Annotated in this window: 23 protein-coding genes and 3 tRNA genes; 12 read left to right on the top strand and 14 right to left on the bottom strand. The window is 41.8% G+C overall.

The window, feature by feature from the left end:
- Positions 1-45: 45 nt before the first annotated feature.
- Positions 46-1,389, bottom strand: a complete 1,344-nt coding sequence (gene argA / locus J6836_RS12785; RefSeq protein ID WP_219244410.1) for an amino-acid N-acetyltransferase — start codon at positions 1,387-1,389, stop codon at positions 46-48.
- Positions 1,390-1,636: 247 nt separating this feature from the next.
- On the opposite strand from argA, the gene amiC reads away from it, so the two are divergent.
- On the top strand, positions 1,637-2,887 hold the full coding sequence (gene amiC, locus J6836_RS12780) for an N-acetylmuramoyl-L-alanine amidase AmiC (protein WP_219244409.1): 1,251 nt from the start codon (positions 1,637-1,639) through the stop codon (positions 2,885-2,887).
- Between the two features lie 120 nt (positions 2,888-3,007).
- On the opposite strand, the gene J6836_RS12775 is transcribed toward amiC, so the two are convergent.
- The 3 genes from J6836_RS12775 to J6836_RS12765 all read right to left on the bottom strand — a co-directional run bounded on the left by J6836_RS12775 (position 3,008) and on the right by J6836_RS12765 (position 3,313).
- Positions 3,008-3,084: transfer RNA gene (locus J6836_RS12775), tRNA-Met, on the bottom strand.
- A gap of 19 nt (positions 3,085-3,103) precedes the next feature.
- A tRNA-Met gene (locus J6836_RS12770) sits at positions 3,104-3,180 on the bottom strand.
- A gap of 56 nt (positions 3,181-3,236) precedes the next feature.
- A tRNA-Met gene (locus J6836_RS12765) sits at positions 3,237-3,313 on the bottom strand.
- Positions 3,314-3,576: 263 nt separating this feature from the next.
- On the opposite strand from J6836_RS12765, the gene mltA reads away from it, so the two are divergent.
- Entirely contained in the window at positions 3,577-4,686 is a 1,110-nt protein-coding gene (gene mltA / locus J6836_RS12760) for a murein transglycosylase A (RefSeq protein WP_219244408.1), read from the top strand.
- Between the two features lie 30 nt (positions 4,687-4,716).
- The gene (gene tcdA / locus J6836_RS12755; protein WP_219244407.1) at positions 4,717-5,535 is read left to right on the top strand and encodes a tRNA cyclic N6-threonylcarbamoyladenosine(37) synthase TcdA; all 819 of its coding nucleotides are present in this window, start codon (positions 4,717-4,719) and stop codon (positions 5,533-5,535) included.
- A 40-nt stretch (positions 5,536-5,575) separates the two neighbouring features.
- Here tcdA and csdE read toward each other — a convergent pair whose 3' ends face one another.
- Both csdE and csdA read right to left on the bottom strand, forming a co-directional pair.
- Complete coding sequence (csdE, locus tag J6836_RS12750; RefSeq protein ID WP_219244406.1) at positions 5,576-6,034, bottom strand: cysteine desulfurase sulfur acceptor subunit CsdE; 459 nt, start codon at positions 6,032-6,034, stop codon at positions 5,576-5,578.
- A 30-nt stretch (positions 6,035-6,064) separates the two neighbouring features.
- A complete protein-coding gene (gene csdA / locus J6836_RS12745; RefSeq protein ID WP_219244405.1) occupies positions 6,065-7,270 on the bottom strand; it encodes a cysteine desulfurase CsdA in 1,206 nt (401 codons plus the stop codon).
- A 699-nt stretch (positions 7,271-7,969) separates the two neighbouring features.
- Between csdA and J6836_RS12740 the strand changes: the two genes are divergently transcribed.
- The 3 genes from J6836_RS12740 to rlmM are packed head-to-tail and all read left to right on the top strand — an operon-like array spanning position 7,970 to position 10,430.
- The gene (locus J6836_RS12740) at positions 7,970-8,911 is read left to right on the top strand and encodes a transcriptional regulator GcvA (protein ID WP_219244404.1); all 942 of its coding nucleotides are present in this window, start codon (positions 7,970-7,972) and stop codon (positions 8,909-8,911) included.
- 27 nt (positions 8,912-8,938) lie between these two features.
- The gene (locus J6836_RS12735; RefSeq protein ID WP_206083735.1) at positions 8,939-9,334 is read left to right on the top strand and encodes a DUF423 domain-containing protein; all 396 of its coding nucleotides are present in this window, start codon (positions 8,939-8,941) and stop codon (positions 9,332-9,334) included.
- Positions 9,327-10,430: a 23S rRNA (cytidine(2498)-2'-O)-methyltransferase RlmM gene (rlmM, locus tag J6836_RS12730; protein WP_219244403.1), complete on the top strand. Its 1,104-nt coding sequence runs from the start codon at positions 9,327-9,329 to the stop codon at positions 10,428-10,430. The genes J6836_RS12735 and rlmM overlap by 8 nt, the downstream gene beginning before the upstream one ends.
- Positions 10,431-10,485: 55 nt before the next feature.
- Here rlmM and xni read toward each other — a convergent pair whose 3' ends face one another.
- The 3 genes from xni to queF form a co-directional block, all read right to left on the bottom strand.
- Positions 10,486-11,241 carry a flap endonuclease Xni gene (gene xni, locus J6836_RS12725; RefSeq protein ID WP_219244402.1) on the bottom strand — a complete coding sequence of 252 codons (756 nt, stop codon included), beginning with the start codon at positions 11,239-11,241 and terminating at the stop codon, positions 10,486-10,488.
- An 18-nt stretch (positions 11,242-11,259) separates the two neighbouring features.
- Positions 11,260-12,627, bottom strand: a complete 1,368-nt coding sequence (gene ppnN / locus J6836_RS12720) for a nucleotide 5'-monophosphate nucleosidase PpnN (RefSeq protein ID WP_219244401.1) — start codon at positions 12,625-12,627, stop codon at positions 11,260-11,262.
- A 108-nt stretch (positions 12,628-12,735) separates the two neighbouring features.
- On the bottom strand, positions 12,736-13,581 hold the full coding sequence (gene queF, locus J6836_RS12715; protein WP_219244400.1) for an NADPH-dependent 7-cyano-7-deazaguanine reductase QueF: 846 nt from the start codon (positions 13,579-13,581) through the stop codon (positions 12,736-12,738).
- A 142-nt stretch (positions 13,582-13,723) separates the two neighbouring features.
- Here queF and syd point away from each other — a divergent pair, with 142 nt between their 5' ends.
- A complete protein-coding gene (gene syd, locus J6836_RS12710; RefSeq protein ID WP_219244399.1) occupies positions 13,724-14,284 on the top strand; it encodes a SecY-interacting protein in 561 nt (186 codons plus the stop codon).
- A 421-nt stretch (positions 14,285-14,705) separates the two neighbouring features.
- Here syd and J6836_RS12705 read toward each other — a convergent pair whose 3' ends face one another.
- Positions 14,706-15,599 (bottom strand): DUF535 family protein, encoded by an 894-nt coding sequence (locus tag J6836_RS12705; protein ID WP_219244398.1) that lies wholly within the window; start codon positions 15,597-15,599, stop codon positions 14,706-14,708.
- Positions 15,600-15,836: 237 nt separating this feature from the next.
- On the opposite strand from J6836_RS12705, the gene J6836_RS23180 reads away from it, so the two are divergent.
- The 3 genes from J6836_RS23180 to J6836_RS12690 are packed head-to-tail and all read left to right on the top strand — an operon-like array spanning position 15,837 to position 17,409.
- Positions 15,837-16,172, top strand: a complete 336-nt coding sequence (locus J6836_RS23180; protein WP_219244397.1) for a YqcC family protein — start codon at positions 15,837-15,839, stop codon at positions 16,170-16,172.
- A gap of 3 nt (positions 16,173-16,175) precedes the next feature.
- On the top strand, positions 16,176-16,934 hold the full coding sequence (gene truC / locus J6836_RS12695; protein WP_219244396.1) for a tRNA pseudouridine(65) synthase TruC: 759 nt from the start codon (positions 16,176-16,178) through the stop codon (positions 16,932-16,934).
- Between the two features lie 22 nt (positions 16,935-16,956).
- Positions 16,957-17,409, top strand: coding sequence for a flavodoxin (locus tag J6836_RS12690; RefSeq protein WP_219244395.1), 453 nt, complete (start codon positions 16,957-16,959; stop codon positions 17,407-17,409).
- A 78-nt stretch (positions 17,410-17,487) separates the two neighbouring features.
- On the opposite strand, the gene J6836_RS12685 is transcribed toward J6836_RS12690, so the two are convergent.
- The 4 genes from J6836_RS12685 to map all read right to left on the bottom strand — a co-directional run bounded on the left by J6836_RS12685 (position 17,488) and on the right by map (position 22,713).
- Positions 17,488-17,868 (bottom strand): DUF3461 family protein, encoded by a 381-nt coding sequence (locus J6836_RS12685; RefSeq protein WP_219244394.1) that lies wholly within the window; start codon positions 17,866-17,868, stop codon positions 17,488-17,490.
- A gap of 412 nt (positions 17,869-18,280) precedes the next feature.
- Positions 18,281-19,108 (bottom strand): 2,3,4,5-tetrahydropyridine-2,6-dicarboxylate N-succinyltransferase, encoded by an 828-nt coding sequence (dapD, locus tag J6836_RS12680; RefSeq protein ID WP_219244393.1) that lies wholly within the window; start codon positions 19,106-19,108, stop codon positions 18,281-18,283.
- A 62-nt stretch (positions 19,109-19,170) separates the two neighbouring features.
- Positions 19,171-21,807 (bottom strand): bifunctional uridylyltransferase/uridylyl-removing protein GlnD, encoded by a 2,637-nt coding sequence (gene glnD / locus J6836_RS12675; RefSeq protein ID WP_219244392.1) that lies wholly within the window; start codon positions 21,805-21,807, stop codon positions 19,171-19,173.
- A gap of 108 nt (positions 21,808-21,915) precedes the next feature.
- Positions 21,916-22,713, bottom strand: coding sequence for a type I methionyl aminopeptidase (map, locus tag J6836_RS12670; RefSeq protein ID WP_219244391.1), 798 nt, complete (start codon positions 22,711-22,713; stop codon positions 21,916-21,918).
- Between the two features lie 660 nt (positions 22,714-23,373).
- Here map and rpsB point away from each other — a divergent pair.
- Together rpsB and tsf are read left to right on the top strand one after the other, a co-directional pair.
- Positions 23,374-24,099, top strand: a complete 726-nt coding sequence (rpsB, locus tag J6836_RS12665; RefSeq protein ID WP_219244390.1) for a 30S ribosomal protein S2 — start codon at positions 23,374-23,376, stop codon at positions 24,097-24,099.
- Between the two features lie 143 nt (positions 24,100-24,242).
- The gene (gene tsf, locus J6836_RS12660) at positions 24,243-25,094 is read left to right on the top strand and encodes a translation elongation factor Ts (RefSeq protein ID WP_219244389.1); all 852 of its coding nucleotides are present in this window, start codon (positions 24,243-24,245) and stop codon (positions 25,092-25,094) included.
- Positions 25,095-25,245: the final 151 nt, after the last annotated feature.

The raw sequence follows: 25,245 nt of genomic DNA, 5'->3' as shown, positions 1-25,245 counted from the left end.
CATACACTGCACTAACCAACACTTATTTTATTCAAACAGAGAACGCTACTTATCAGACTGGCTCTTTAGATCTAATATCAAAATTTTAGAGCGGCGCTGGTAGTTATATAAGGCCTGTTTTTTCAATGGCAGCATTTCAATTTCCGCAGGGGTAAAACCACGTTCTTGAAACCAGTGGATACTGCGTGTTGTTAACACGAATAATTTTTCTAAGCCAAATTGTTTTGCTTGTACTGCAACACGGTGAAGTAATTCTTCTCCGCGAGCAGAGCTGCGGTAATCAGGATGAACGGCGACACAAGCCATTTCCCCTAATTTTTCCTCAGGGTATGGATAAAGGGCGGCACAAGCTATCACTAAATTGTCCCGTTCAATAATCGTGAATTTATCGATTTCCATTTCGAGTTGTTCCCGTGAGCGGCGAACGAGTATTCCTTGCTGCTCCAATGGGCGAATTAACTCTAAAATGCCTCCAATATCATTGATATTCGCGCGGCGGATTTGTTCAGAACTTTCCATTACGATTTGGGTTCCGATACCGTCACGAGAGAATAATTCTTGAATAAGAGAGCCATTTTCTTGGTAACTTAACAGGTGGCTACGGCGTACTCCACGGCGACAAGCTTTCGCTGCACCTCGCAAGAAACGCACAGTTCCAGAGTAGTAATCCCCTTCAGATTCAAGTTCTTGGATTCGATTCTCTGCCTCATTAGGGAACAATTCAGATAAAATATTGCCATCTTTATCTGCGACACCTTGAGAGGAACAGAATCCGATCAGCTTCTCGGCCTTCATTTTCACGGCTAGCTGAGTCGCAATTTCTTCTGAAGTGAGATTAAAGCTTTCCCCTGTCACAGAAACGGCAACAGGGCCAATTAATACAATAGAACCATTATCTAATTGATTGTTAATGGCCTCTTCGTTTATACGACGGATTCTGCCACTGTGGCAGTAATCAACACCATCATCAACACCAAGTGGTTGTGCAATGACAAAATTACCACTGACCACATTAATATGAGCACCCTGCAATGGTGTGTTGCTTAAGCTCATTGACAAGCGAGCGGTAATATCGAGTTGTAACGCACCAGATGCCTGTTTAACATATTCAAGTGTATTTGAATCAGTCACACGGGTATGTTTGTGGTAAACCGCATCGTATTTGTGTTCAGCTAAAATATCTTCAATCTGCGGACGTGCGCCGTAGACCACAATAATTCGGATCCCTAAGCTATGCAATAATCCTATATCATTGACAATACTTGGGAAATTTTCGTGCGCAATCGCTTCACCACCAAGCATAATGATAAAATTTTTGCCGCGGTGGGCGTTTATATAAGGTACCGAATGGCGAAACTCATCAACCAACTCGGTGCTGCGCTCTTTCATAACAACCCTCTTAAGTGAATTTTTATTCGTTAATTATGTATTTTTATTCTTTTTGGCGAAAAATATCAAGTAAAAGATGGAATAAAAAAATAACAAATATATTTTTATGGGTTACATATCTTTAAATATAAATGTGTATTATTAATGACAGGGAGCACATGATTCGTTAGAGTGCTTATTTCTGGCCAAATAATTGGCTTATAGTCTAAAATCATTTTATTTTTCAGTTCTAGGTTCGGAATTATTGATGAGTCAGCAAGATCACAGCCCATCTAAGCGCCGTTTTATTCAAGGCGCCGCCGCAGTTATGTTACTGAGCGTCAGCCCATTCGGTTTTTCTGCGAATAGCAGCGTGATCGCTGTGCGTATTTGGCCCGCATCGAGTTATACCCGTGTAACGCTTGAATCAAGCGTTCCGCTAAAGTATCGCCAGTTTGTGCTAAATAACCCTGAGCGTATTGTTGTTGACCTTGAGGGCGTACAGTTAAATAACGTCCTTAAACAGATGGGAACTCAAATTCAAACGCGTGACCCTTACCTCAAACTGGTCAGGGTGGGGCAATTTGACCCTAAAACCGTACGCCTTGTTTTCGAAGTGAAAAATAAAGTGACTCCGCAATTCTTTACCATGTCGCCTGTTGGGGAATTTAAGCACCGCTTAGTCCTTGATTTCTATCCGGGTAAAGGTGTGGATACCAGTGATGATCCACTGTTAGCATTACTCGAGGACTACAATAAAGGTGACCTCGAAGAAAGTATGCCTGTACAAGCGAAAAAACCGGGTAAAGCAGGGACGGATCGCCCGATTATCATTATGATTGACCCTGGACATGGTGGGGAAGACCCTGGCGCAATAGGGAAATATAAAACGCGTGAAAAAGATGTTGTCTTGCAAATTGCACGGCGCTTGAAAGCGTTGATTGATAAAGATCCTAAAATGCGTGCATATATGACGCGTAATGAGGATGTATTTATCCCTCTTAAAGTTCGTGTCGCAAAAGCGCGTAAAATGCAGGCTGATTTATTTGTATCTATTCATGCGGATGCATTTACCAACCGTTCAGCACACGGTTCCTCTGTATTTGCATTATCGACTAAAGGGGCAACCAGCAACACGGCTCGTTATCTTGCTCAAACACAGAATGAGGCTGACTTAATTGGTGGTGTGAGTAAGAGCGGGGATGTGTATCTTGATCACACAATGCTAGATTTAGTCCAGACGGCGACGATTAATGATAGTTTGAAATTTGGTGATGAAGTGCTCAAACGTATGGGTAGAGTCAATCGATTACACAAAAATAAGGTTGATCAAGCAGGGTTCGCGGTACTCAAAGCGCCTGAAATTCCATCAATATTAGTTGAAACTGCGTTTATCAGTAACTTAGAAGAAGAGCGTAAACTGAAGACGGCTAAGTTCCAACAACAGATGGCAGAGTCTATCTTTGAAGGGGTAAAAGCTTACTTCCGTAATGGTGGTGAGTTAGCGATCCGCAATTAGTTATTGTGAATAATTAATAAAGAGGTGATAAGTAAAAGCGAGTCGCCTTTTTTTATATGTAAAAATCGAAATAGATGATTGATAATTTTGAGAGAGAGTGGGTGTGTCAGAGGAGAAAATTGGTTGCGGGGGCTGGATTTGAACCAACGACCTTCGGGTTATGAGCCCGACGAGCTACCAAGCTGCTCCACCCCGCGACTGAAGAAGTAAAAAAATTGGTTGCGGGAGCTGGATTTGAACCAACGACCTTCGGGTTATGAGCCCGACGAGCTACCAAGCTGCTCCATCCCGCGACTGAATTCTTTACAACATTTTGATTTTTTTACTGCTTTACTGATTAAATCAGTATTGGTTGCGGGGGCTGGATTTGAACCAACGACCTTCGGGTTATGAGCCCGACGAGCTACCAAGCTGCTCCACCCCGCGTCCGATAGCGGGCACTATACTCGGGATGAGATCTGATGCAAGTTTTTTCGTGTTTTTTTTTCACTTTTTGCATTCTACAGAACAAAATACGCACGGAATGTCTACTTTTTAAACTTTATTGGTGTGGCAAAGAAAAATAATTTAACTAAATATGTTTACACGTTTCATTCCCATTTGGGGTTTGCTATTGTGCGTTTCATATTGGATTGTGGGTTGCATTTGGGTGGTGGAGCATGAATTTAGGATTAATAAAGGTAAATAATATGCTATCGGTGAAAAAATGGTCGACAGTAAATAGGTGGATAGTCACAGGCGTCTTTTTTTCATTGTTGGCAGGATGCCAAACTCACCCAACGGATAAAGGCCAGCAATATAAAGATGGCCGGCTTGTTGAAGATTTACAAAAAGTTAATCAGGTAAATGTTCAAGGAAAACCAATAAATGCACCTGACTTTAACCAGCAAGTGGTTGAGATTCAAAAAGCATCTCCACGCTTGTTCCAAAACAACCGTGATACCTACCATGCGATTGAAAATTGGTTAATGGCAGGTGGAAACCCAGCAGAACTTGCCAGTTACAATTTATCAGCATTCCAAATGGAAGGTGCTGATAACTACGGTAACGTTCAATTTACTGGGTATTACACCCCCGTTATTGAAGCAAGACGCTCACCTCAGGGGGAATTTCGCCATCCATTATATGGAATGCCACCAAAAGGAAAATCACGATTACCTAGTCGAGCGGCTATCTATAATGGTGCTCTGAGCAATAACCTCATTTTGGCTTACAGTAATTCTACTGTAGATAATTTTATGATGGAAGTCCAAGGCAGTGGTTATGTGGATTTTGGCGATGGTAGCCCGCTGAACTTCTTTAGTTATGCGGGAAAAAATGGCCACGCATATAAAAGTATTGGTAAGGTCCTCGTTGACCGTGGCGAGGTACCGTTAAGCCAAATGTCCCTACAAGCTATCCATGATTGGACAAATAGCCATAGTGAGCAAGAAGTTCGTCAATTATTAGAGGAAAATCCATCGTTTGTTTTCTTCAAACCACAATCTTTTGTACCTGTCAGAGGTGCAAGTGCAGTGCCGTTAATAGCAAAAGCTTCTGTTGCGTCAGATAAAACGTTGATTCCAGCAGGAACTGCATTGCTGGCGGAAATACCTGTTTTAGACGGCAATGGTAAATTTACGGGGCAATACGAAATGCGTATGATGGTTGCCTTGGATGTGGGGGGAGCGATTAAGGGGCACCATTTTGATATTTACCACGGAACAGGTCACGACGCAGGCAAAATGGCAGGTTTTTATAACCATTATGGACGCGTTTGGGTGCTGAAAAAGAACCAGCCTCTTTTTGGTGCAATGTAATTACCGTTTTAACTAAGGTCGTTTGTTATTATGCAAGCTAAGCTTTCAGATGCTTGGATGCAGCGTTTTGCTGGGATCGGGCGTTTATATGGGCAACAGGCCCTTCATCTTTTTGCGCGTTCCCATGTCTGTGTTGTTGGGGTAGGTGGTGTTGGTGTATGGGCTGCGGAGGCGCTTGCTCGTTCAGGTATTGGGGCTATCACTTTAATTGATATGGATGATATTTGCGTCACCAATACGAACCGACAATTGCATGCCGTTAAATCAACGGTTGGTTTACCAAAGGTTGATGTGATGAAAGCACGTATTTTGGAAATTAATCCAGAATGCGTGGTGAATGTGATTGATGATTTCATCACTGTCGATAATGTCGCTCAGTACTTCAGTACAAGCTTTGATTACGTTATTGATGCCATTGATAGTGTTAGGCCTAAAGCGGCGCTATTGGCTTATTGTAGACGTTTTAAAATCCCTGTAGTTACGACGGGTGGGGCGGGTGGTCAAATTGACCCAACCCAAATACAAGTGGCAGATTTGGCGAAAACCATTCAAGACCCATTAGCCGCAAAGCTTCGTGAGCGGCTAAAGTCAGACTTTAATGTGGTCAAAAATGGTAAAGGTAAGCTAGGGATTGATTGCGTGTTTTCCACCGAACAGCTTGTTTATCCACAAAGCGATGGCACTGTCTGCGCAGCAAAAAGTACTGCGGAAGGTTCTAAGCGAATGGATTGTGCGTCTGGTTTTGGTGCTGTGACCATGGTTACGGCCAGTTTTGGTTTTATTGCTGTGGCACATGCGTTGAAAAAAATGATGGCGAAAGCCCAAAGGGATGCGGAAAAAAATCATTAGCTGTAAAGAGGCTATTGCGATAGATAGCCTCTTTCGATGATTAGGCTGGTGTCATTTCATTAGCAATATTTTGAATTGCTGTGATTAATGATTGGATGCCATTTTGGCGTGATTCACTAAGCTGGCTAGGTAAACCTGTTTTTTCCAGTAACTCATTAAAATCAAGCTCTGTGATTTCCTTCGCAGTTTTCTGTTCAATGGCGGCTAATAAAATCGCAAAAAGCCCTTTTACCACACGGCCTTCACTGTCACCATAGAAGTGGAAAGTCTCATCATCATTAATCAGTGCGCCAATCCATACGCGGTTTTCGCAGCCTTTCACTTCTTGAGTTTGTTGTTTCTCATCGTCAGTTAATGCAGGTAATTGCCTCGCTAATTGGATTAGCAAACGGTACTTATCTTCCCATGCTTTTTGTGCGGAAAACTGTTCAACTATTTCCTGAATTCCAATCTCTGTACCAAAAGGGTGCGGAGCAAGTTCATATTTAGTCGAAGTCATTAGGCTTCCTTTTTTATCTTTAGTATTGATTTAGTCATTGAGTATTGAAAGCGAGAGTGTGACTGCATGAATTAGCTTATCAATATCTTGCGAGTTATTGTATGGCATCACAGAGATGCGTATGCAGCCACTAATATTCAAGGCATCCATTAAAGGTTGAGTACAATGCTGCCCATAGCGTAGTGCAATATGTTGCTCAGTTAAGAGCACACCTAAATCGCTATGGTGAATACCTTCAAAATTAAATGAAAGTAAAGGTGAATTAGGCACACTATAACCAATAAAACCTGGAATGCGTGAGAGTTTTCTATTGGCTTGTTCGATAAGTGAGCAAGTATAGGCTTCTGCTTGCACTAAATCGATAGATTGAATCCACTCGAGAACGGCTGAAAAAGCAATCACGCCAGCTATATTTGGTGTGCCTGCTTCAAAACATTGGGGAATTGGTGCTGGAGTGAAGTCTTCAAAAGTCACCTCAGTCAACATTTTTCCCCCACCATGCCAAGGCGCCATGTCTTCTAACAATTCTGTTTTTCCATAACAAACACCAAGGCCTGTTGGGCCATAAAGTTTATGGGCGGAAAAAACGTAAAAATCGATATTCTCTGCGCTCACATCAACTGGGCAATGTACAACACCTTGTGCGCCGTCAACGATAACTAGAGCTCCCATTTGATGAGCAAGATGAGTGATGGTGGATAAATCAGGCTGGAAGCCTGTGACGTTCGACATTTGTGTAATTGCAATGGCTTTAGTTTTGTTAGTCAGCAGTGACTTTAGTGTCTCTAAATTGAGTGATGCACCTTGTTCGATGGGCCATTTTATAATTTTAGCGCCAGTTTGTTTAGCGACTATCATCCATGGTAATAAATTTGAATGATGTTCTATTTCACTGACAATGATTTCATCACCTGCTTGTAAAATAGGGCGAAAATAACTTTGAGCAATGAGATTAATTGACTCAGTCGTCCCGCGCGTCCAAATAATATTACTTTCGCTGGCAGCATTAATAAATTTCGCCGCTCGGATACGGCCTTGCTCATAATCGCGGGTTAATTTTAATGACTCGGGGGATTGCCCACGGTAAACCGAACTACCAGATAAGCGGTAGTAATCGTTGGAAGCCTCAATCATGGCAAGCGGTTTCAACGCCGTTGCTGCACTATCAAAAAAGAGTGTTGAGGACGTTATCGCAGGAAATAATCGGCGAAATGAGGTAGCACTAAAATGATCCATGGGTTCTTTCTTTTTAGTCAATATTATCTGTGTTATCTGGCAGTTGTGAATGTTGTCTACAGAGATGTACATTTATCCGTACATTATTGATTATTTTTTGATTAATTTAAACTTGTGATTTTCAATCAAAACATTGAAATATTTTGTTACGTTTGGTATTACTTATTAGCAATATCAAAAAGACTTTTAGGATGATTCTGTGTGTTGCACTACAAAGTAACCCTTTTTATTTACGAGTTCTTTTTTAGAAAGCATAAACTGAGTAATTTTCAGGAATTATCTTAAATATCTAACTTAAAGTTTTTTCGGTACACTAGTAATTATCTGTAGCTATTTGTATTTACTAAGTTAAATTGCTTAATTTTGCTAAGTAAATACCAGTAAAAAAAGAGCAAAAAAAAAGCACCGCATGTTGGCGGTGCACTATAAAAAATCACTATGGACAGACAGGGTAAATGTACAGGAAGTGAAAAAAAACAGTAGCAAAAGCTACAAAGTCTGGTTCAACCAGACAACTTGCAAACACAACATCACAACCACAAAGCCAAAAGTTTCAAAGTAACTAAACTCTGTAACTTTTCGTTCCGGCTTAGGAAGTGCGCATACTATAGGTATTTACTGGCAGATCCTCAAGGGACAAATTATAATGCTTCGGATGAAAAAAACTAATGTATAACGAGATGCCGAGTAGAAGTGATTATGTCTAAAAGATTACCGCCACTGAATGCCCTGAGAGTGTTTGATGCCGCTGCGCGTCATTTAAGTTTTACTAAGGCAGCTGAAGAATTATTTGTCACTCAAGCCGCTGTAAGTCACCAAATGAAATCTTTGGAGGATTTCCTAGGCTTGAAGCTATTTCGTCGTCGCAATCGTTCATTATTGTTAACGGAAGAAGGGCAAAGTTATTATCTTGATATTAAAGAAATATTCTCTTCTTTAAACGACGCGACGCGTAAATTACAAGCACGGAGTGCCAAAGGGGCATTAACGGTGAGCTTATCACCTAGTTTTGCTATCCAATGGTTGGTGCCTAGACTTTCAGGATTTAATCAAGCGTATCCAGGAATTGATGTTCGTATTCAAGCGGTTGATAGAGAAGAAGATAAACTCGCAGATGATGTTGATGTCGCTATTTTTTATGGGCGAGGAAATTGGTCAGGTCTAAGAACAGATAGGCTGTATGCGGAATATTTGATGCCAGTTTGTGCTCCGTCATTAATGATGGGGGATAACCAATTAAAAAATCCAGAAGATTTAGCTAAGCATACGCTATTACATGATTCCTCACGAAAAGACTGGCAAGCGTATGTTAAGCAGCTCGAGTTACAGAATACCGTCAATGTGCAGCAAGGACCTATTTTTAGCCATAGTGCGATGGTAATCCAAGCAGCAGTACACGGGCAAGGTGTTGCATTAACCAATAATGTAATGGCAAAGAATGAGATTGACGCAGGGCGCTTAGTTTGTCCCTTTAGCGAGGTGTTAGTTAGTAAAAATGCGTTTTATTTAGTTTGCCAAGAAAGTCAGGCAGATTTAGGCAAAATAGCTGCATTTCGCCAGTGGATCCTTGCGCAAGCAGCGAGTGAACAAGAAAAATTGGGCTTTATTACGGGTGACCAAGATGTGGCGCTTATTCAGTAATCAAGTATTTAAACAAAAGGTGTTACTGTGAATAGTCGTTTGATGTTAATTTTCGCTGGAATTAGTGGTTTTTTTACCGTTGCTTTTGGGGCTATTGGTTCTCATGCATTATCGTCAATCATGAGTGTCCATCAAATGGACTGGATTGAAACAGGGTTGCGTTATCAGATGTTGCATACCATTGCGTTAATGGTATTAGGTGCGATTTTATTACGTAAAGTGATCCTATGGTTTTATTGGTCAGGTGTTTTTTTCTCTGTTGGGATACTTCTTTTTAGTGGTAGTCTTTATTGTATGGCCCTATTGCAGGTAAAATACTTTTCTTATTTTACGCCAATAGGAGGAGTTTGTTTCCTGATTGGTTGGTTATTAGTAGTTATTGGCGCTATGCGTCTAAGGAAATCGGCGTCACGCAATGAGTAATAAGATTGCACTTTATTGTCGACCGGGCTTTGAAAAAGAGTGCGCAGCAGAGATTACAGATAAAGCAGGGCAAAAAGAAATTTACGGTTTTGCCCGCGTAAAAGAAAATAGTGGTTATGTGATTTTTGAGTGTTATCAAGCAGAAGATGCGGATACGCTCGCACGCACATTACCTTTTCGTGAGTTAATTTTTGCTCGCCAGATGATTGTGGTTGGTGATTTATTAAAAGACCTGCCACCTGAAGACCGCATTACGCCAATAGTCAGCGCGTTAAGCCAACAAGTGGCGAGAGCGGGTGATATCCGTGTTGAAGTGGCGGATACGAACGAATCAAAAGAGTTGATGAAGTTTTGCCGTAAGTTTACGGTGCCTTTACGCAATGCACTGCGTAAAGAAAAAATTTTACTTCCCCTTGAGAATTTCAAGCGCCCAGTGATCCATGTATTTTTCATCGCACCGGGTTGCTGCTACACGGGTTATTCATATACCAATAATAGTTCGAATTTTTATATGGGTATCCCGCGCTTAAAATTCCCATCAGATGCGCCAAGCCGTTCAACGTTGAAGTTAGAAGAAGCTTTTCATGTCTTTATCCCTTATGAAGAGTGGGATGAACGTCTTGCGAGCGGTATGAAAGCTGTCGATTTAGGCGCTTGCCCAGGTGGCTGGACTTACCAATTAGTGAAACGCAGCATGATGGTTCATGCGGTTGATAATGGCCCGATGGCAGAGAGCTTGATGGATACTGGCCAAGTCACTCATCACAGAGTGGATGGCTTTAAGTTTCAACCGTCATCACAAAATATCACATGGTTAGTGTGTGATATGGTTGAAAAGCCAGCTAAAGTGGCTGCATTGATGACGGATTGGTTAGCCCAAGGTTGGTGCCGTGAAGCCATATTTAACCTGAAACTGCCTATGAAAAAGCGTTATGAAGAGGTTTCGCATATCTTAGAAAAGATGCAGGTGCAGCTGAAAGAACGAGGCATAAACGTGCTCATTCAGGCTAAGCAGCTTTATCATGACCGTGAAGAAGTGACTGTACATGTGATGCGTGTTTGGTCAGCAAACCCAATGGCGCGTGAGTTTTATTAATTCATAACACTAATAAGAAAGGCCACTTATTAACTCAGTGGCCTTTTTGTTTTAATCAGTTTGCTATATAACGTAGCTGATTGAGATTCCCTTGTAGTGCAATATCCGTTCTTAACGTGGCAATTTCGCGGCAAATCAATGCGATTTCCTGCTGGTTAACCAGCTTTTTCTGCCATTTTTCTTCAAGCTTATCTAAATTCGCAAATAAATTTTCGATAGAGTGGTATTGCTGCAATAGCGTTGTTGCACTTTTCTGACCAATGCCTGCAACACCGGGAATCTTACTACTGCTAATACCAGCAAGCCCCCAATAATCGGGAAGTTGCTCTGGCGAAACGCCAAATTCTTTTTCAATAAAAGGGATATCTAGCCAGCGCTTTTGGAAATAATCGCGAATTCGCAGATTAGGCGCAAGTAGTTGGCAATATCCTTTATCGGTGGAAACGATGGTCACAGTATGCCCAGCCCCTGCGATGCGAGTTGCCAAAGTGGCGGCTAAATCATCCGCTTCATCCCCTTCAGATTGCCAACAATGAATGCCTTTTTCCGTCAATAAAGCCATTAGTGCGGGGAGCTCAGCATGTAAATCTTCAGGCATAGGTGACCGGCCTGCTTTGTAATCAGGCAGTTTTTCATGACGCCAGCTTTGGTGGCGGCCTTCTTCATCAAACACTGCGACAATGTGTGTTGCATCGGTATGAACAATTAACTGCGATATTGCAGACAAACAAGTTTCTCCACACGGGCTTCCTTGCACCGCGTGGATACGGCGTATTAAATTTAATGCATCAATAATTAATAAATGGATCATAAATACGCCATCACTGATTTATTTCACGATTTCATAGCAAGGTTCGTACGCAGTACCACCTGGTAATTTCATACGATGTTGCTCAACGAAGCCTTGTAATAATACATCCATGCGCTTCATGAGTTCACTATCGCCGTGAATTTTAAATGGACCATGTTTTTCAATCGCTTTCATACCAAACTCTTTCACGTTACCCGCAACGATACCAGAGAAGGCACGGCGTAAATCTGAAGCCAGTTTCTCAGGTGCTTGACCTGGATGCAGGTTCAGTGATGCCATGTTTTCATGAGTCGGTTCAAACGGGTGCTGCAAGTCGTGCGCGATTTTGATTGACCAGTTGAAACTGTATGCGTCACCTGTGCTACGGCGGTTTTCTTTCACTTGTGGCATGTTTTTTTTCATCACACGCGCGACTTCTTGAGCATCATCGATAATGATTTGGTAATGTTTGCTCGCGTCATCCCCTAAAGTATGGCGGATAAAATCATCAAGCACTTCAAAGTATTCTGCACTCTCTTTCGGGCCTGTTAAAATAAGCGGTAGAACTTGCTCTTTATTGGCAGGATCCATCAAGATCCCCAGTAAATACAGCAACTCTTCAGCAGTACCAACCCCGCCAGGGAAAATAATAATACCGTGACCCAAACGAACAAACGCTTCTAAACGTTTTTCGATATCTGGCATAATAATTAATTCGTTAACTAATGGGTTAGGTGGCTCAGCGGCAATGATAGAAGGTTCAGTTAAGCCGATGAAACGGCTATCCTTATATTGTTGTTGAGCATGGCCAACAGCCGCTCCCTTCATTGGGGCTTCCATTGCGCCTGGCCCACAGCCCGTACAGATATTCAGTTCACGTAGACCCAGCTCGTTACCGACTTTACGGCCATATTGATATTCAATCTCATTAATTGAGTGACCACCCCAACAGACTATCATGCTTGGGTCATCATCAATATGTAATGCGCGAGCATTACGCAGGATGGAGAAAATCATATTGGTGATGTGTGTACCATTTTCAGTATCAAAATGGAATTGCTCTTTGGCTTGGTTAATTTGCGCGTGAACGAACAAAATATCGCGTAAAACGGCAAATAGGTTCGCTTGCAAAGTGCGAATAATTTTCCCATCAACAAATGCTTTTTCTGGTGGCTCGATAAGCTCAAGTTTTACACCACGTTCGCGGCGTAATACGTTAATATCAAAGTCTTTACTTTTTTCGAGTAATTCTTTACTGCTATCAGTAAGGCTTCCTGAATGCAAAACCGCTAATGAGCAGTTTCTAAATAATTGGTATAAATCGCTACTTGCGGTGCGTTTAAGCATGTCGACTTCAAGTTGCGAGAGTAGATCCATAGATCCTAATGGACTGATATGCGTAATCAAGTCGTACTCCTTTACCCCATGGGTTCTTGATAGGTGAATTGTACTGCAAATGCATTAGCGCATTTACTTTTCAACTGTTTTTCAAGCATTTTTTAACTACATGTGTACTTATTGGCGAGCTAAACGCCCAATTTCAGGTTCAAAATGTTCATTGCTACGCCATGGGTTAATGTCCAGTCCCCCACGACGGGTGTATCGAGCATAGACACTCAGTTTTTCTGGTTTACACAACTGCATAATATCGTTAAAAATACGTTCAACACATTGTTCATGAAACTCATTATGGTGACGGAACGAAACTAAATATCGTAAAAGTGCTTCTTGATTGATTTTAGGGCCGGAGTAGTGAATTTGTACAGAGCCCCAGTCAGGTTGATTTGTAATCAAACAATTCGATTTTAATAAATGGCTGACTAATGTTTCTTCAACAATTTCTTCTTGAGTGCAACCTGCTAGATAGTCTCGGTTAAACTCATACTGTTCGATAGTGATATCTTGCTCATCAATACACTGCCCTTGAAATGGCAGGATGGGCTGATGAGAAAAATCGTCTAGCTTATGAAGTGTAACGTCAACTTCACCATTAGCACAGCGGCTTAAATCATTTTGCAAAACGCTTCGCACATTTTCCCAAGTTTCAAAGCGAGTTTGATTAAAACTATTGAGATAAAGCTTAAAACTTTTCGATTCAATAAGGTTTTCACTCGTTGCATTCACGCTGATTGAACCAATCGCTACTTGAGGAAGGCCACGTTGATTTAGCCAAGAAAGTTCATATAAGGTCCAAATATCCGCACCGTGGAATGGCAGTTCATTTGAGTGGATCCCTAATGGATCACGATTTAGGCTCCGAGGGACAGGTTGCAGCAGTGAAGCATCATATTGGTCATGATAAGCCGTTTTTTTCCCAAGAGTTAAATTGTCTAATGCGGGATTGTTCTGGTAGTGTGACATAGTGATCCTTATACTTCATAAACAAATGAGGCTAAAAGGCAGAATGTGTACATTTTATTCGCCTGCAAACATCTGTCATAATACCATTTATCCATCATATTGACGCCTTCCCGTTTAGGCTATCCGTAAAAATTACGTAATTATGAATACAATACTCTCTCAAGCGTTACAGCGTTTTACTCAAAGCTATATTTCAGCGTGGGAACAGCAAACAGGGCTACCTCCTGCATCCACTGATTTATATGGTATTCCATCTCCCTGTGTTGTAAGAACAGGAGAGAACTGGGTTTATTGGGAACCACAAGCATTTCCCATTAAAGATGCACATTTAAATAAAGTCGCAACTGCCTTAGATATCAGTTTGCAAAGTGATATCCATGGCTTTTACACAACTCAGCTTGCTGGGGATATGAAAGCCACATTTCGTGATATTACTGTAAGCTTGGTACAAGTTTGGAATGAAGAGGATTTTATTCGCTTACAAGAAAATTTAATTGGTCATTTAGTGACACAAAAGCGCTTAAAATTATCACCAACCTTGTTTATTGCGACAATAGACTCTGAAATTGAAATGATCTCACTTTGCAATTTGACTGGGGAAGTGATTTTAGAAAAATTTGGTAGCCAAGAACGGCGTGTCCTTTCGCCAAATTTAGCGAGCTTTATTGAGGAGTTAATTCCTGTTGTCGAACCGCAGGGGTAAGTATTTTAGGATAAATGGTGTAAGTAAAAGCTTACAATTTGGTTGAGCTATTTCTTAAAATTATTTCATTTTATTGAAATGATAATTATTTCACTTTTAATTTCATGACGTTACTACCGAAAAAGATAATGCTGTTTTTTCAACCCCATTTTTGTTTGCTCTGCTAGGTTGTTTCATTAATAGATTTAATACATTCTTATGCCGCTGGACAGGGTAAGTTCGTTTAGCTTTTATACAGCACGATGTATAAAAAAATCAAAACCAAGCGATGGAGCGCTAAATAGGCAGGAACGACCTATTAAAGTGTTTTTATTCAACAGGACGTTGAGCGACAGGAAGTCGTTTTGCAGGATGCATAAGCGTATAAAATGTGAAGTTAAGCCAGTCGACCTTATTTAGGCCGGCTGGCTTTTTTGTGAGTTTAGCTCAAATGAGTTGAATTCGCGCTGAGCGAGGTAATAATCTCTTGGCTCATTGCATCACGAAGTGCTTCACGTCGGCGAAACTCAGCTCGGCGCTGGCTTTTCACTGATTCGATATCGCGAACAGGTTCTTGCAATGGGAGCTGGTACCAACCATCAGAGGTCAATGTTGCACTGCATTCTTGCCAAAAGGTATCGTAGCTTGATTTTAAGTGATGGCTCTTAATGTGGCTATTGTTTGCAATGCCTTGGATGGACGTCACTTTGAAATAAGCAGCGACCGCATATACCGCAGACATTAATAAGTTTTTTGGTCTCATTCCATGCATTTGTTTGGTGATTAGGCGAACTTGCTCAACGCTTTGATCCGTTGATGGCCCTTGCAGTGAACATACGTAGAGTTGTCCTTCTGGCCCAAATGAAAAACTCATCAAATAGATATCATCACCTGTTTCATTGCGCAGATGCAAAGTGAGATCGCCTTCCCTTGGATATTGGGAATAAATTAAGGTGAGCTGTGCAAAATCGCCGGATTTTAGCTCAATATTTGCAACAGTTAACCCTCGACGTTCCACTGAAAACATTGCTTCAATGGCCTCTGGTGTGAATGTTTTTTCAATTAATGCTAGCGTATAGCTCGCCGTGAGCAACTTTTGCTTTCCACTCCACGCTTTATGCAGATATTTATTTATTGGGCGCTCAATAAAATGGGGAACTCCATCGATTGCAGAGGCGAGCTGAGCACTTTGGAATGTCTGGCACATGCTTTGGTATTGTTGATATTGCCTTGAAGGGAGCTTCCCAATACGAACTTTTCTTTTGAGCTCGGTAAATTTATGACTGAATGCTTTCCAAGCTTTGTTTTCCTTACGCCACTGCTTTAGTAATCCCATAGATAAACCATTTTATTGTTAATTATTTCGCTAAAATTAAATTAAAAAACATTTAATTATATGTGTATGTACCCTAACAAAGTATCAACGAAATTTATTGAATTGCACTTTTTTGAATAAATAAATGCAATGGAAATAAATAAGCTTGCATATAAAGCAGATCAACCCCATTTATCCGACAGAATCATTGGTCAAATTACAGTATATTTCGCAGCATAAAAGCTAAAAGGTTGAAACATGAATACAGAACAACGCATTATCGAAAAGCTTCGCCATCTCGAAGAAGAAATGAAATTAAAATTATTGTGGCGTGAGCACCCACCTGAACAGGATGCGTTTAAAAGCGTCGAGCCATTTTGCATTGATACGATGGAAGCGTTGGAATGGCTCCAATGGATCTTAATTCCGCGCTTACAAGCGATTATTGATCAAGGCGGCACGCTGCCAGCAAACTTTGCCGTCGCACCGTATTTTGAAGAAGCCTATAAGCATGACGAAGAAGAGCAATACGTGGTTATTATTCAACATTTACGTGAGCTAGACAGCGTTTTTTCGACTAAATCAAATGGGTGATTGATGTTAGAAATCATTTATCAAGATGAATATATGATTGCGGTGAATAAGCCCGCAGGGATGTTAGTTCACCGCAGTTGGTTAGATAGCAAAGAAACTGTTTTTGTTATGCAAACTTTGCGCGACCAAATTGGCCAATATGTTTATCCCATTCATCGGCTAGATAGGCCAACATCGGGTATTTTACTATTTGCTTTATCGAGTGAGGTTGCAAGGTTGCTTGCTACACAGTTTGAAAACCATCAGTTAGAGAAAACCTACCATGCGATTGTGCGGGGCTATCTAACTGATGAGCAAACTATTGATTACCCGTTGCTGGAAGAGCTAGATAAAATTGCAGACAAACATGCTACTCGGGAACCTGTGCTGCAAGAGTGTATTACCCATTGCCGCCCAATTGCGACAGTAGAATGCCCTGTGCCCATCGGTCGCTATGAAACTGCACGGTTTAGTTTGGTGGAGTTAACGCCAGAAACTGGGCGAAAACATCAGCTTAGGCGGCATATGTCTCATTTACGCCACCCAATTATTGGGGATAGTAAGCATGGTGATTTACGGCAAAACAGAGGCGTTACTGAACATTTCGCAGTCTCTCGGCTGATGTTGCACGCAAGCCAATTAAATTTAAATCATCCTATAACAGAAGAAAATATATCGCTGATTGCACCTTGGGATGCACAATGGAGATCACTGACTGAGCAGTTTGGGTGGTCAGCGCAAGTCGCTAATTTAGCTATAAAAGTTATTAATCCATCAGTTTAAATTAAATTTAGAGGGAGACACTATGTCAAAAGTCGGCATCTTTGTAGGCACTGTCTATGGCAATTCTTTAGCTGTGGCAGAAATCGCACAAGAGATTTTAGAGGAACGAGGGCATGAAGTGGTTGTCTTTGATGAACCCACTCTGAATGATTGGCAATTGTATAATTCAGGAAATGAAATTGCGCTGATTGTGACTTCCTCTACAGGACAAGGTGATTTACCTGACTCCATTGCACCGCTTTTTAATGAAATCAATGATGTTGTAGGCTACCAGCCTGATTTACGTTATGGATTAATTGCGCTGGGCGATAGCAGTTATGAAAGCTTTTGTGGGGCAGGATTACGCTTTGATGAAGTGTTAACAGAGCAATCCGCCACACGTATTGGTGATATACTTTTTATTGATGCGATAGAAGTGGATGTCCCCGAAGAGTTTGCAAAACCATGGGTTGAAGCGTGGAGTGAATTACTGTAAGCGCCTGCACCGTGAAATAGCCCTTTTCGATACGAATTCAGGTGATTTCACGGCGCAGTGAGTTATCTGGCACGTAAATTATTTACGAGTCAGTTTTTCTAAGTCAGCTTCAATTTCTGCAATTTTGTTTGAAACGACGTGTTCTAAATGACGTAAGTCATCAAGAATTTTGTGTTTTAAATCAATATCAGTTTTATCTGTTTGGCAAATTTGGTCAAGCTCTTCAATAGCATAACGAAGGTTAGTATTGATTTCGTGAATTTCTTTGAAATTATTACTCCCATCAGCAATGGTTTTACGCTGGCGTGGGTATTTAAATTTTACGCTTTTTGCAAAAAACTCCCCTTTGTCTTTACGGAAGTAGATTTTCAAAATATCGTTATTTGCTTCTTGGCGCAGGGTATAGCGGTCAATATCCTGAGGGTTACTAATGCCTAAACTTTTCAAATTATCGTACATGTTAGCTCGCTTAACTGTAGAGACAGAGTCGGTGAACAAAATAATTGTGTGAGCAGGCCGTAACAATACCGGTTTATTTCTCTTTTATTGTGCTATTGACCTAAAGACATAAATAACATTAAGCCATTACGTAAATAGCATCATGATAATGAAAAATAAAATAATACAGTTTTATTGATGGTAAACGGCAAAAGCCACGAACATATTATGCGCGATTTCTTGAAATTGACCAACTTCTCTTTGCAATAAACCGATAAAAAGGGAAAGGCGATATGAGGGAAGATAAGGGAACTTGGCCACCCGAGCTGCATACAGAGTATGCATTTCGGGATAGCTTCGTTTTACCTGATTACGGCTAAGTAATTCAAATACAGCAGTAAAAGGTTAAGGGGGTAAACTATTAGAAAATTAGTTATTCATCAATAGTTCTTAATAATTCATTGATGCCAACTTTTCCGCGAGTTTTTTCATCCACTTTTTTGACGATCACGGCACAATATAAGCTGTAGCGGCCATCTTTTGACGGTAAATTACCCGACACAACGACAGATCCCGCTGGAACGCGCCCATAAAAAACTTCGCCTGTTTCACGGTCGTAAATTTTGGTGCTTTGCCCAAGATAAACGCCCATGGAAATGACTGAGCCTTCTTCGACAATCACACCTTCAACAACCTCAGAGCGTGCGCCAATAAAACAGTTATCTTCGATAATAGTTGGGTTAGCTTGTAAAGGCTCTAACACGCCACCAATACCGACACCGCCAGATAAATGCACGTTTTTACCGATTTGCGCGCAAGAGCCCACAGTTGCCCATGTATCGACCATTGTCCCTTCATCGACATAGGCCCCAATGTTCACATAAGATGGCATAAGTACGCTATTTTTGGCGATATAGGCACCTTTACGAACTGCCGCTGGTGGTACAACGCGAAAACCTTCTTTTTCGAAGCGTGCTTGGTCGTAATCGGCGAATTTCATTGGTACTTTATCGAAATAACGACTTTCAGCACCGTCAATCACTTGATTGTCTTGGATACGAAATGACAGTAAGACGGCCTTTTTTAACCATTGGTGAGTAACCCATACACCCGCGATTTTTTCGGCAACGCGAAGTTTACCACTGTCTAATAGCGCGATAGTGTCTAAAACGGCCTGTTTAACGGGTGCTGAAACCGTGTTTGGTGTGATGCTAGCACGGTCTTCAAATGCGTTTTCAATGATCGCTTGTAAATGCTGCATTGATATTATTTCCCTCTTGAATAACATAAAAGTGAGCGTTCACCAGAAAAATGTGATGAACGTTATATTTTATCCTTCGATTTTAGGGCTTCTGTCAACCTTTCTGATAACTCTTGTTGCATATTTTTATCGAGCGCTTTGTGTTCTTTATCTGCTAACACAAAGAAATCCTCAACTTTTTCGCCAATTGTGGTGATCCTCGCGCCGTACAAAGAAATGTCTAACTGTGCAAAAACATGGCCAATTCGTGCCAGTAAACCGGGTTGATCTAACGCGAATAATTCCATGTAGGTGCGGCGCTCATTGGTGGAGTGCAAGAAATTGACCTTAGTGGGAACAGTAAAATGACGTAGTTTTGCTGGCAATGTACGTTGTTTCGGTAGGGAAATTTCAGGTTGCTGTACTGCGAGCAACAACATTTTCCGAATGTGGTCATAGCGGTCTTTTGCGAGCGGCGAGCCATTTGGTTCGAGTACCACAAACGTATCCATCGCCATATTGTCTTTGTTGGTAAATATTTGAGCACTGTGAATACTTAAATTACGGCGATCGAGCTCACTGGCCACAGCGGCAAATAAATGCGATTTATCGTGGCACCAAATGAAAATTTCTGTTCCACCGTGTTTCGGTTGTGTGCTGATCAGCACTAACGGTTGGCTTACATCATGATTTAAAAGGTTTTTTGCATGCCAAGCGAGTTGTGATGGGGTGTGACGTAAAAAATAGTCGGCATGGCAGCGTGACCACAGTTTTTGCAATTTCTCTTCATCAATAGCAAGAGGGCGAAGCAGAGATAATGCTTGATTACGGTGATGGCGAATGCGTTCTCGCAGATCTGGCGTGCTTTGCATGCCTTGGTTGAGCTGGTGCTCCGTTGACAAAAATAGCTCGCGGATTAAGCTCTGTTTCCAACTATTCCACAAGGTACTATTGGTGGCACATATATCTGCAACGGTCAAACACATCAAATAGTTAAGTCGAGATACAGATTTTACTTCACCCGCGAATTGCTTGATAACATCAGGGTCTTGAATATCTCGGCGTTGTGCGGTGACCGACATCAATAAGTGGTTTTTGACAAGCCATGCAGCAAGCTCAGCTTCTTTTGTTGATAAATCATGCAGGAGCGCAAAGTCGTATACAAAATCAGCACCTAAGTCTGAGTGATCCCCTGAACGGCCTTTGGCGATATCATGGAAGATAGCTGCAAGGCGTAAAATTTCAGGCTGCAGCAGTTTAGGATAAACACTGACACACAACGGGTGCTCACGACGGCTTTCTTCAAGTGTAAAACTGTCGATTTTTTGTAAGACTCGGATAGTGTGCTCGTCAACGGTATAAGCGTGAAATAAGTCAAACTGCATTTGCCCAACAATGTTGCTCCAAAGCGGCGTATAAGCACTCAGTACACTGTGCAAGTGCATGGGGACAAATGCGCCTTTAATTGCTCGCGGGTGGCGCAGAATTTTTAGGAACAACTTGCGTGCTTCAGGAATTTCACATAGCGGCACTATCAAATTTCGTCGTGCAAAACGCAGTAAGCGCAATGTTGTGGAATAGATACCTGTGATGTTTGGGTAGCGAGCCATTTGGTAGAACATTTTTAAGATAGCGGCGGGCTGGTTGATAAACAGGTTTTCATCAATTACATCAATCAGTGTGCCACGTAATTGGAATTGTGAATCAATTGATCGCGGCTTTTCGTTGGGTTTGAGGGTTAAAATGGCTTCATCAAACAGCTGCAACAGCATTTGATTCAGTTCCCTCACACGGCGAGTCACACGATAAAAGTCTTTCATCATGCGCTCTACAGGTTGATTTTTCTCACCCTCGTAGCCTAATAAACGCGCTACGCTAAATTGGCGATCGAACAGTAAACGGTTATCGTGGCGTTTTACCACTAAGTGGAGTGCAAAACGGATTTTCCATAAGAAAGTGAGGCATTCTTTCAGCTCTTGGCGTTCTTCTTCAGTTAAAAAACCAAAACCGACCATTTCATCGACGGTTGTTGCACCAAAATGGCGTCTTCCTACCCAAAGTAAGGTATGAATGTCTCGCAATCCTCCAGGGCTACTTTTAATGTCAGGCTCTAAATTATAGCTGGTGCTGTGATAGCGTTGGTGGCGTTCTTGCTGTTCCGCAATTTTTGCGGCAAAAAAGGTCGCTGACGGCCAAAAATCGTCACTAAAAATGGTTTTTTGTAGTGACAAGAAAAGGGCGATATCACCGCAAATAAGCCGTGACTCAATTAAATTGGTTGCTGTTGTTAAATCAGCATTTCCGGCTTCGATACATTCAGCAAGAGAGCGGACGCTGTGCCCAATATCGAAGCGTAAATCCCACAGTAACGTGATAAATTGGCCGATTTTTGCGGCGATATCCTCGGAAACGGGGTGTTTACTTAGAATTAAGATATCAATATCAGAAAGTGGGTGGAGCTCATGTCGCCCGTAACCCCCGACAGCAACAAGGGACATATTCGTCTGTTTATCGAATTCGAAAGCCTGCCACAACCTTGTCAGTAATGCATCAAGGTAGTCACTGCGAATGTGAATCAAATCAACCACATCTTTACCTTGATTAAAGCTGTCCTCAAGCCAACAGTCAAAATTATCAACATGTTGCCTTAAAGCGGCGAGGTCAAGGTCGTGGGCAGTGAAGTGGTTTGGAGCGAGATACGTTGCAGAGGATGCCGTCATCTTTATCTTTCCGTCTTGATAGCCATAAAGAAACTACAACCAGCTTACGGTTTTTTGTGAAAGATGAACAGAGAAAGAACCCTCTTAATTGAGGGTTCTTGGGGAAATTTATTCGTTGACTAAAACGGCAGAAATAAAAGGTTCTTCTTCTTTACGAAGAGTGAGAATTTCACAGCCGTTATCTGTAACCACTAATGTGTGCTCATATTGCGCAGACCAGCCGCGGTCTTTGGTTTTCACCGTCCAACCATCTTTCATGGTACGAATACGGTGGTCGCCAGTGTTGACCATAGGTTCGATGGTAAACGCCATGCCTTTTTGCAGAACAACGCCGCTGTCATCGGCATCATAGTGCAACACTTGTGGCTCTTCATGGAAACCTTCACCAATGCCGTGTCCGCAATACTCACGAACTACAGAAAAGCTTTGTTTTTCAACAAATTCTTGAATAGCTTTACCGATAGTACGCAGGCGAATGCCCGGCTTAACCATGCGGATTGCCAAATATAGGCTTTCTTGAGTGACTTGGCACAGGCGTTCGCCTTGGATTGTTGGTTTTCCAACGATAAACATCATGGAAGTATCGCCGTGGAAGCCTTCTTTAATCACAGTGACATCGATATTGACGATATCACCGTCTTTTAGGATTTTTTCATCGCTTGGAATACCGTGGCAGATGACATCATTGACGGAAATACAAACGGATTTTGGGAAACCATGGTAGTTCAGGCAAGCTGGGATAGCTTGTTGTGCGTCAACAATGTGTTGATGGCAAAGTCTGTCCAGTTCACCTGTGCTCACACCCGGTACCACGTGCGGTGCAATCATTTCTAATACTTCGGCAGCTAAGCGGCCAGCAACGCGCATTTTCTGAATATCTTCTTCAGTTTTGATAATAATAGCCATGAGTTCAGTCCATTCATGCCAGCAATGATTGATGACATGTTAAAAAATGAGAGGTTGAAAATGGGTTTTTGAGACCATTTTTTAGCATTAATGATACTTATGGTAACAGCCACCGCATTTTCTGCCAACCTGCTATCGAAAGGTTCGAAAGTTGAAGTTGCTATTAGGATAGAAGAACAGGGGAGAGAGCCTTGTTCATTTTGAGCTTTTTACAGCACAAATTGCAAAAAATTGGCGCTAAGCGAATGAATACCCATCATAAAAATAGGGCTTTTTCATCTCGTCAAAAAAGGTCTATAATTAATGGGATGCAAATCCTGCATCAGATAGGCGCTATGCGACCCATAAAATCTGTTTTTTTGTCACTTTTGTGAGCTAAAAAAACAACAAAAGTTGGCTTCTAAGTTGGTTTTATGGTATAAAGCGCGCCGGCAATCCATATTATTTCTTCTCATCTTCATTGAAATGTCAATTTATGGCAGCAAAATGAGGTTTCCTGAAAAGGAAATTGGATTTGCGAAACTTAAACTCAATTGTGTATAACACACACGAATCGACACGTACGCCGGGGTGCTCTTATGCGTTTAGACGCAGCTTTAGAGTCGGTAGTATGGGATTCGTGGAGGCATAACCCCAATTACTTAAATACAGAGGTATTAAATGGCAACTGTTTCCATGCGCGATATGTTACAAGCGGGCGTTCACTTTGGTCACCAGACTCGTTACTGGAACCCAAAAATGAAACCTTTCATTTTCGGCGCGCGTAACAAAGTTCATATCATCAACCTGGAAAAGACTGTTCCAATGTTCAACGAAGCTCTGGCTGAGTTGACTAAAATTGCTTCTCGTAAAGGCAAAATTCTGTTTGTTGGTACTAAGCGTGCTGCAAGCGAAGCCGTTCAAGAAGCTGCTAACAGCTGTGACCAATATTTCGTTAACCACCGTTGGTTAGGCGGAATGTTGACTAACTGGAAAACTGTTCGTCAGTCAATCAAACGTCTGAAAGATTTAGAAGTTCAATCACAAGACGGTACTTTCGACAAACTGACCAAGAAAGAAGCGCTGATGCGTACTCGTGAACTGGTTAAGTTAGAAAACAGCTTAGGCGGTATCAAAGATATGGGCGGTTTACCTGACGCTCTGTTCGTTATCGATGCAGACCACGAACACATTGCTATCAAAGAAGCAAACAACCTGGGTATCCCAGTATTTGCTATCGTTGATACTAACTCTGATCCAGATGGTATTGATTTCATTATCCCTGGTAACGACGATGCAATCCGTGCAATCAAACTGTATCTGGGCGCTGTAGCAAGCACCGTTCGTGAAGGTCGTTCGCAAGATCTGGCTGTTCAAGCAGAAGAAAGCTTAGTAGAAGCTGAATAATAAGGTTTTATCCTTATTAACAGGTATTGCTATACAGGTACTGCTATATGTTAGAAGGGGCCTGATTTAGGCCCCTTTTATATATGAATCAGAACTATCCACGTGGGGAAGACTCTCACGGGGAATATCGAGGAATAAATCACATGTCTGGAATTACCGCTGCATTGGTAAAAGAACTGCGCGAACGTACTGGCGCAGGTATGATGGAATGTAAAAAAGCACTTGTTGAAGCTAATGGCGACATCGAATTAGCGATTGATAACATGCGTAAATCAGGTCAAGCAAAAGCGGCTAAAAAAGCAGGCCGTGTTGCAGCTGAAGGTGTTATCCTGACTGAAGTTTTCAACGGTGGTAAAACAGGTGCTCTGGTTGAGCTGAACTGTGAAACTGACTTCGTTGCTAAAGACGCAGGTTTCTTAGCATTCGGTAAAGAAGTTTTAGCTTCTGTTGTTGCTGACAAAAATGCTGACATCGATGCGCTGAAAGCAAAATTCGAAGAAGCTCGTACAACTTTAGTTGCGAAAATTGGTGAAAACATCAATATTCGTCGCGTTGCTATTCTGGAAGGCGCACAAGTAGGTAGCTACCTGCACGGTGCTCGTATTGGTGTTTTAGTTGCTGCCGAAGGTGCAGACGAAGAATTACTGAAACACATCGCTATGCACATCGCTGCAAGCAAACCTGAATATGTGACTCCAGACAACGTTCCAGCTGATGTTGTTGCTCACGAGCACCAAATTCAGTTAGACATCGCAATGCAATCTGGTAAACCACGCGAAATCGCTGAAAAAATGGTTATCGGTCGCATGAACAAATTCACTGGCGAAATCTCTCTGACTGGCCAGCCTTTCGTAATGGACCCAAGCAAATCTGTTGGTGACTTACTGAAAGAGAAAGGTGCTACTGTTTCTGGTTTCCTTCGTTTCGAAGTAGGTGAAGGTATCGAGAAAGTTGAAACTGACTTTGCAGCAGAAGTTGCTGCGATGAGCAAGTAATCAACTAAGGGCCGCCAATTGGCGGCTCTGTTTTATTCACGTTTCGTTCAAGCAGACAAACATCAGTTAACGGGTATGAGAGACCATCGACGTTATCTTTTGGCTTGAAAAATATCGTGGGTAATCAAGCTTTAAAACTCTATTCAAATTT

Source organism: Providencia sp. R33 (assembly GCF_019343475.1).
Classification (GTDB): Bacteria; Pseudomonadota; Gammaproteobacteria; order Enterobacterales; family Enterobacteriaceae; genus Providencia.
The sequence above is the reverse complement of the archived record's forward strand: the minus strand, read 5'-3'. Positions and strand labels throughout refer to the sequence as shown.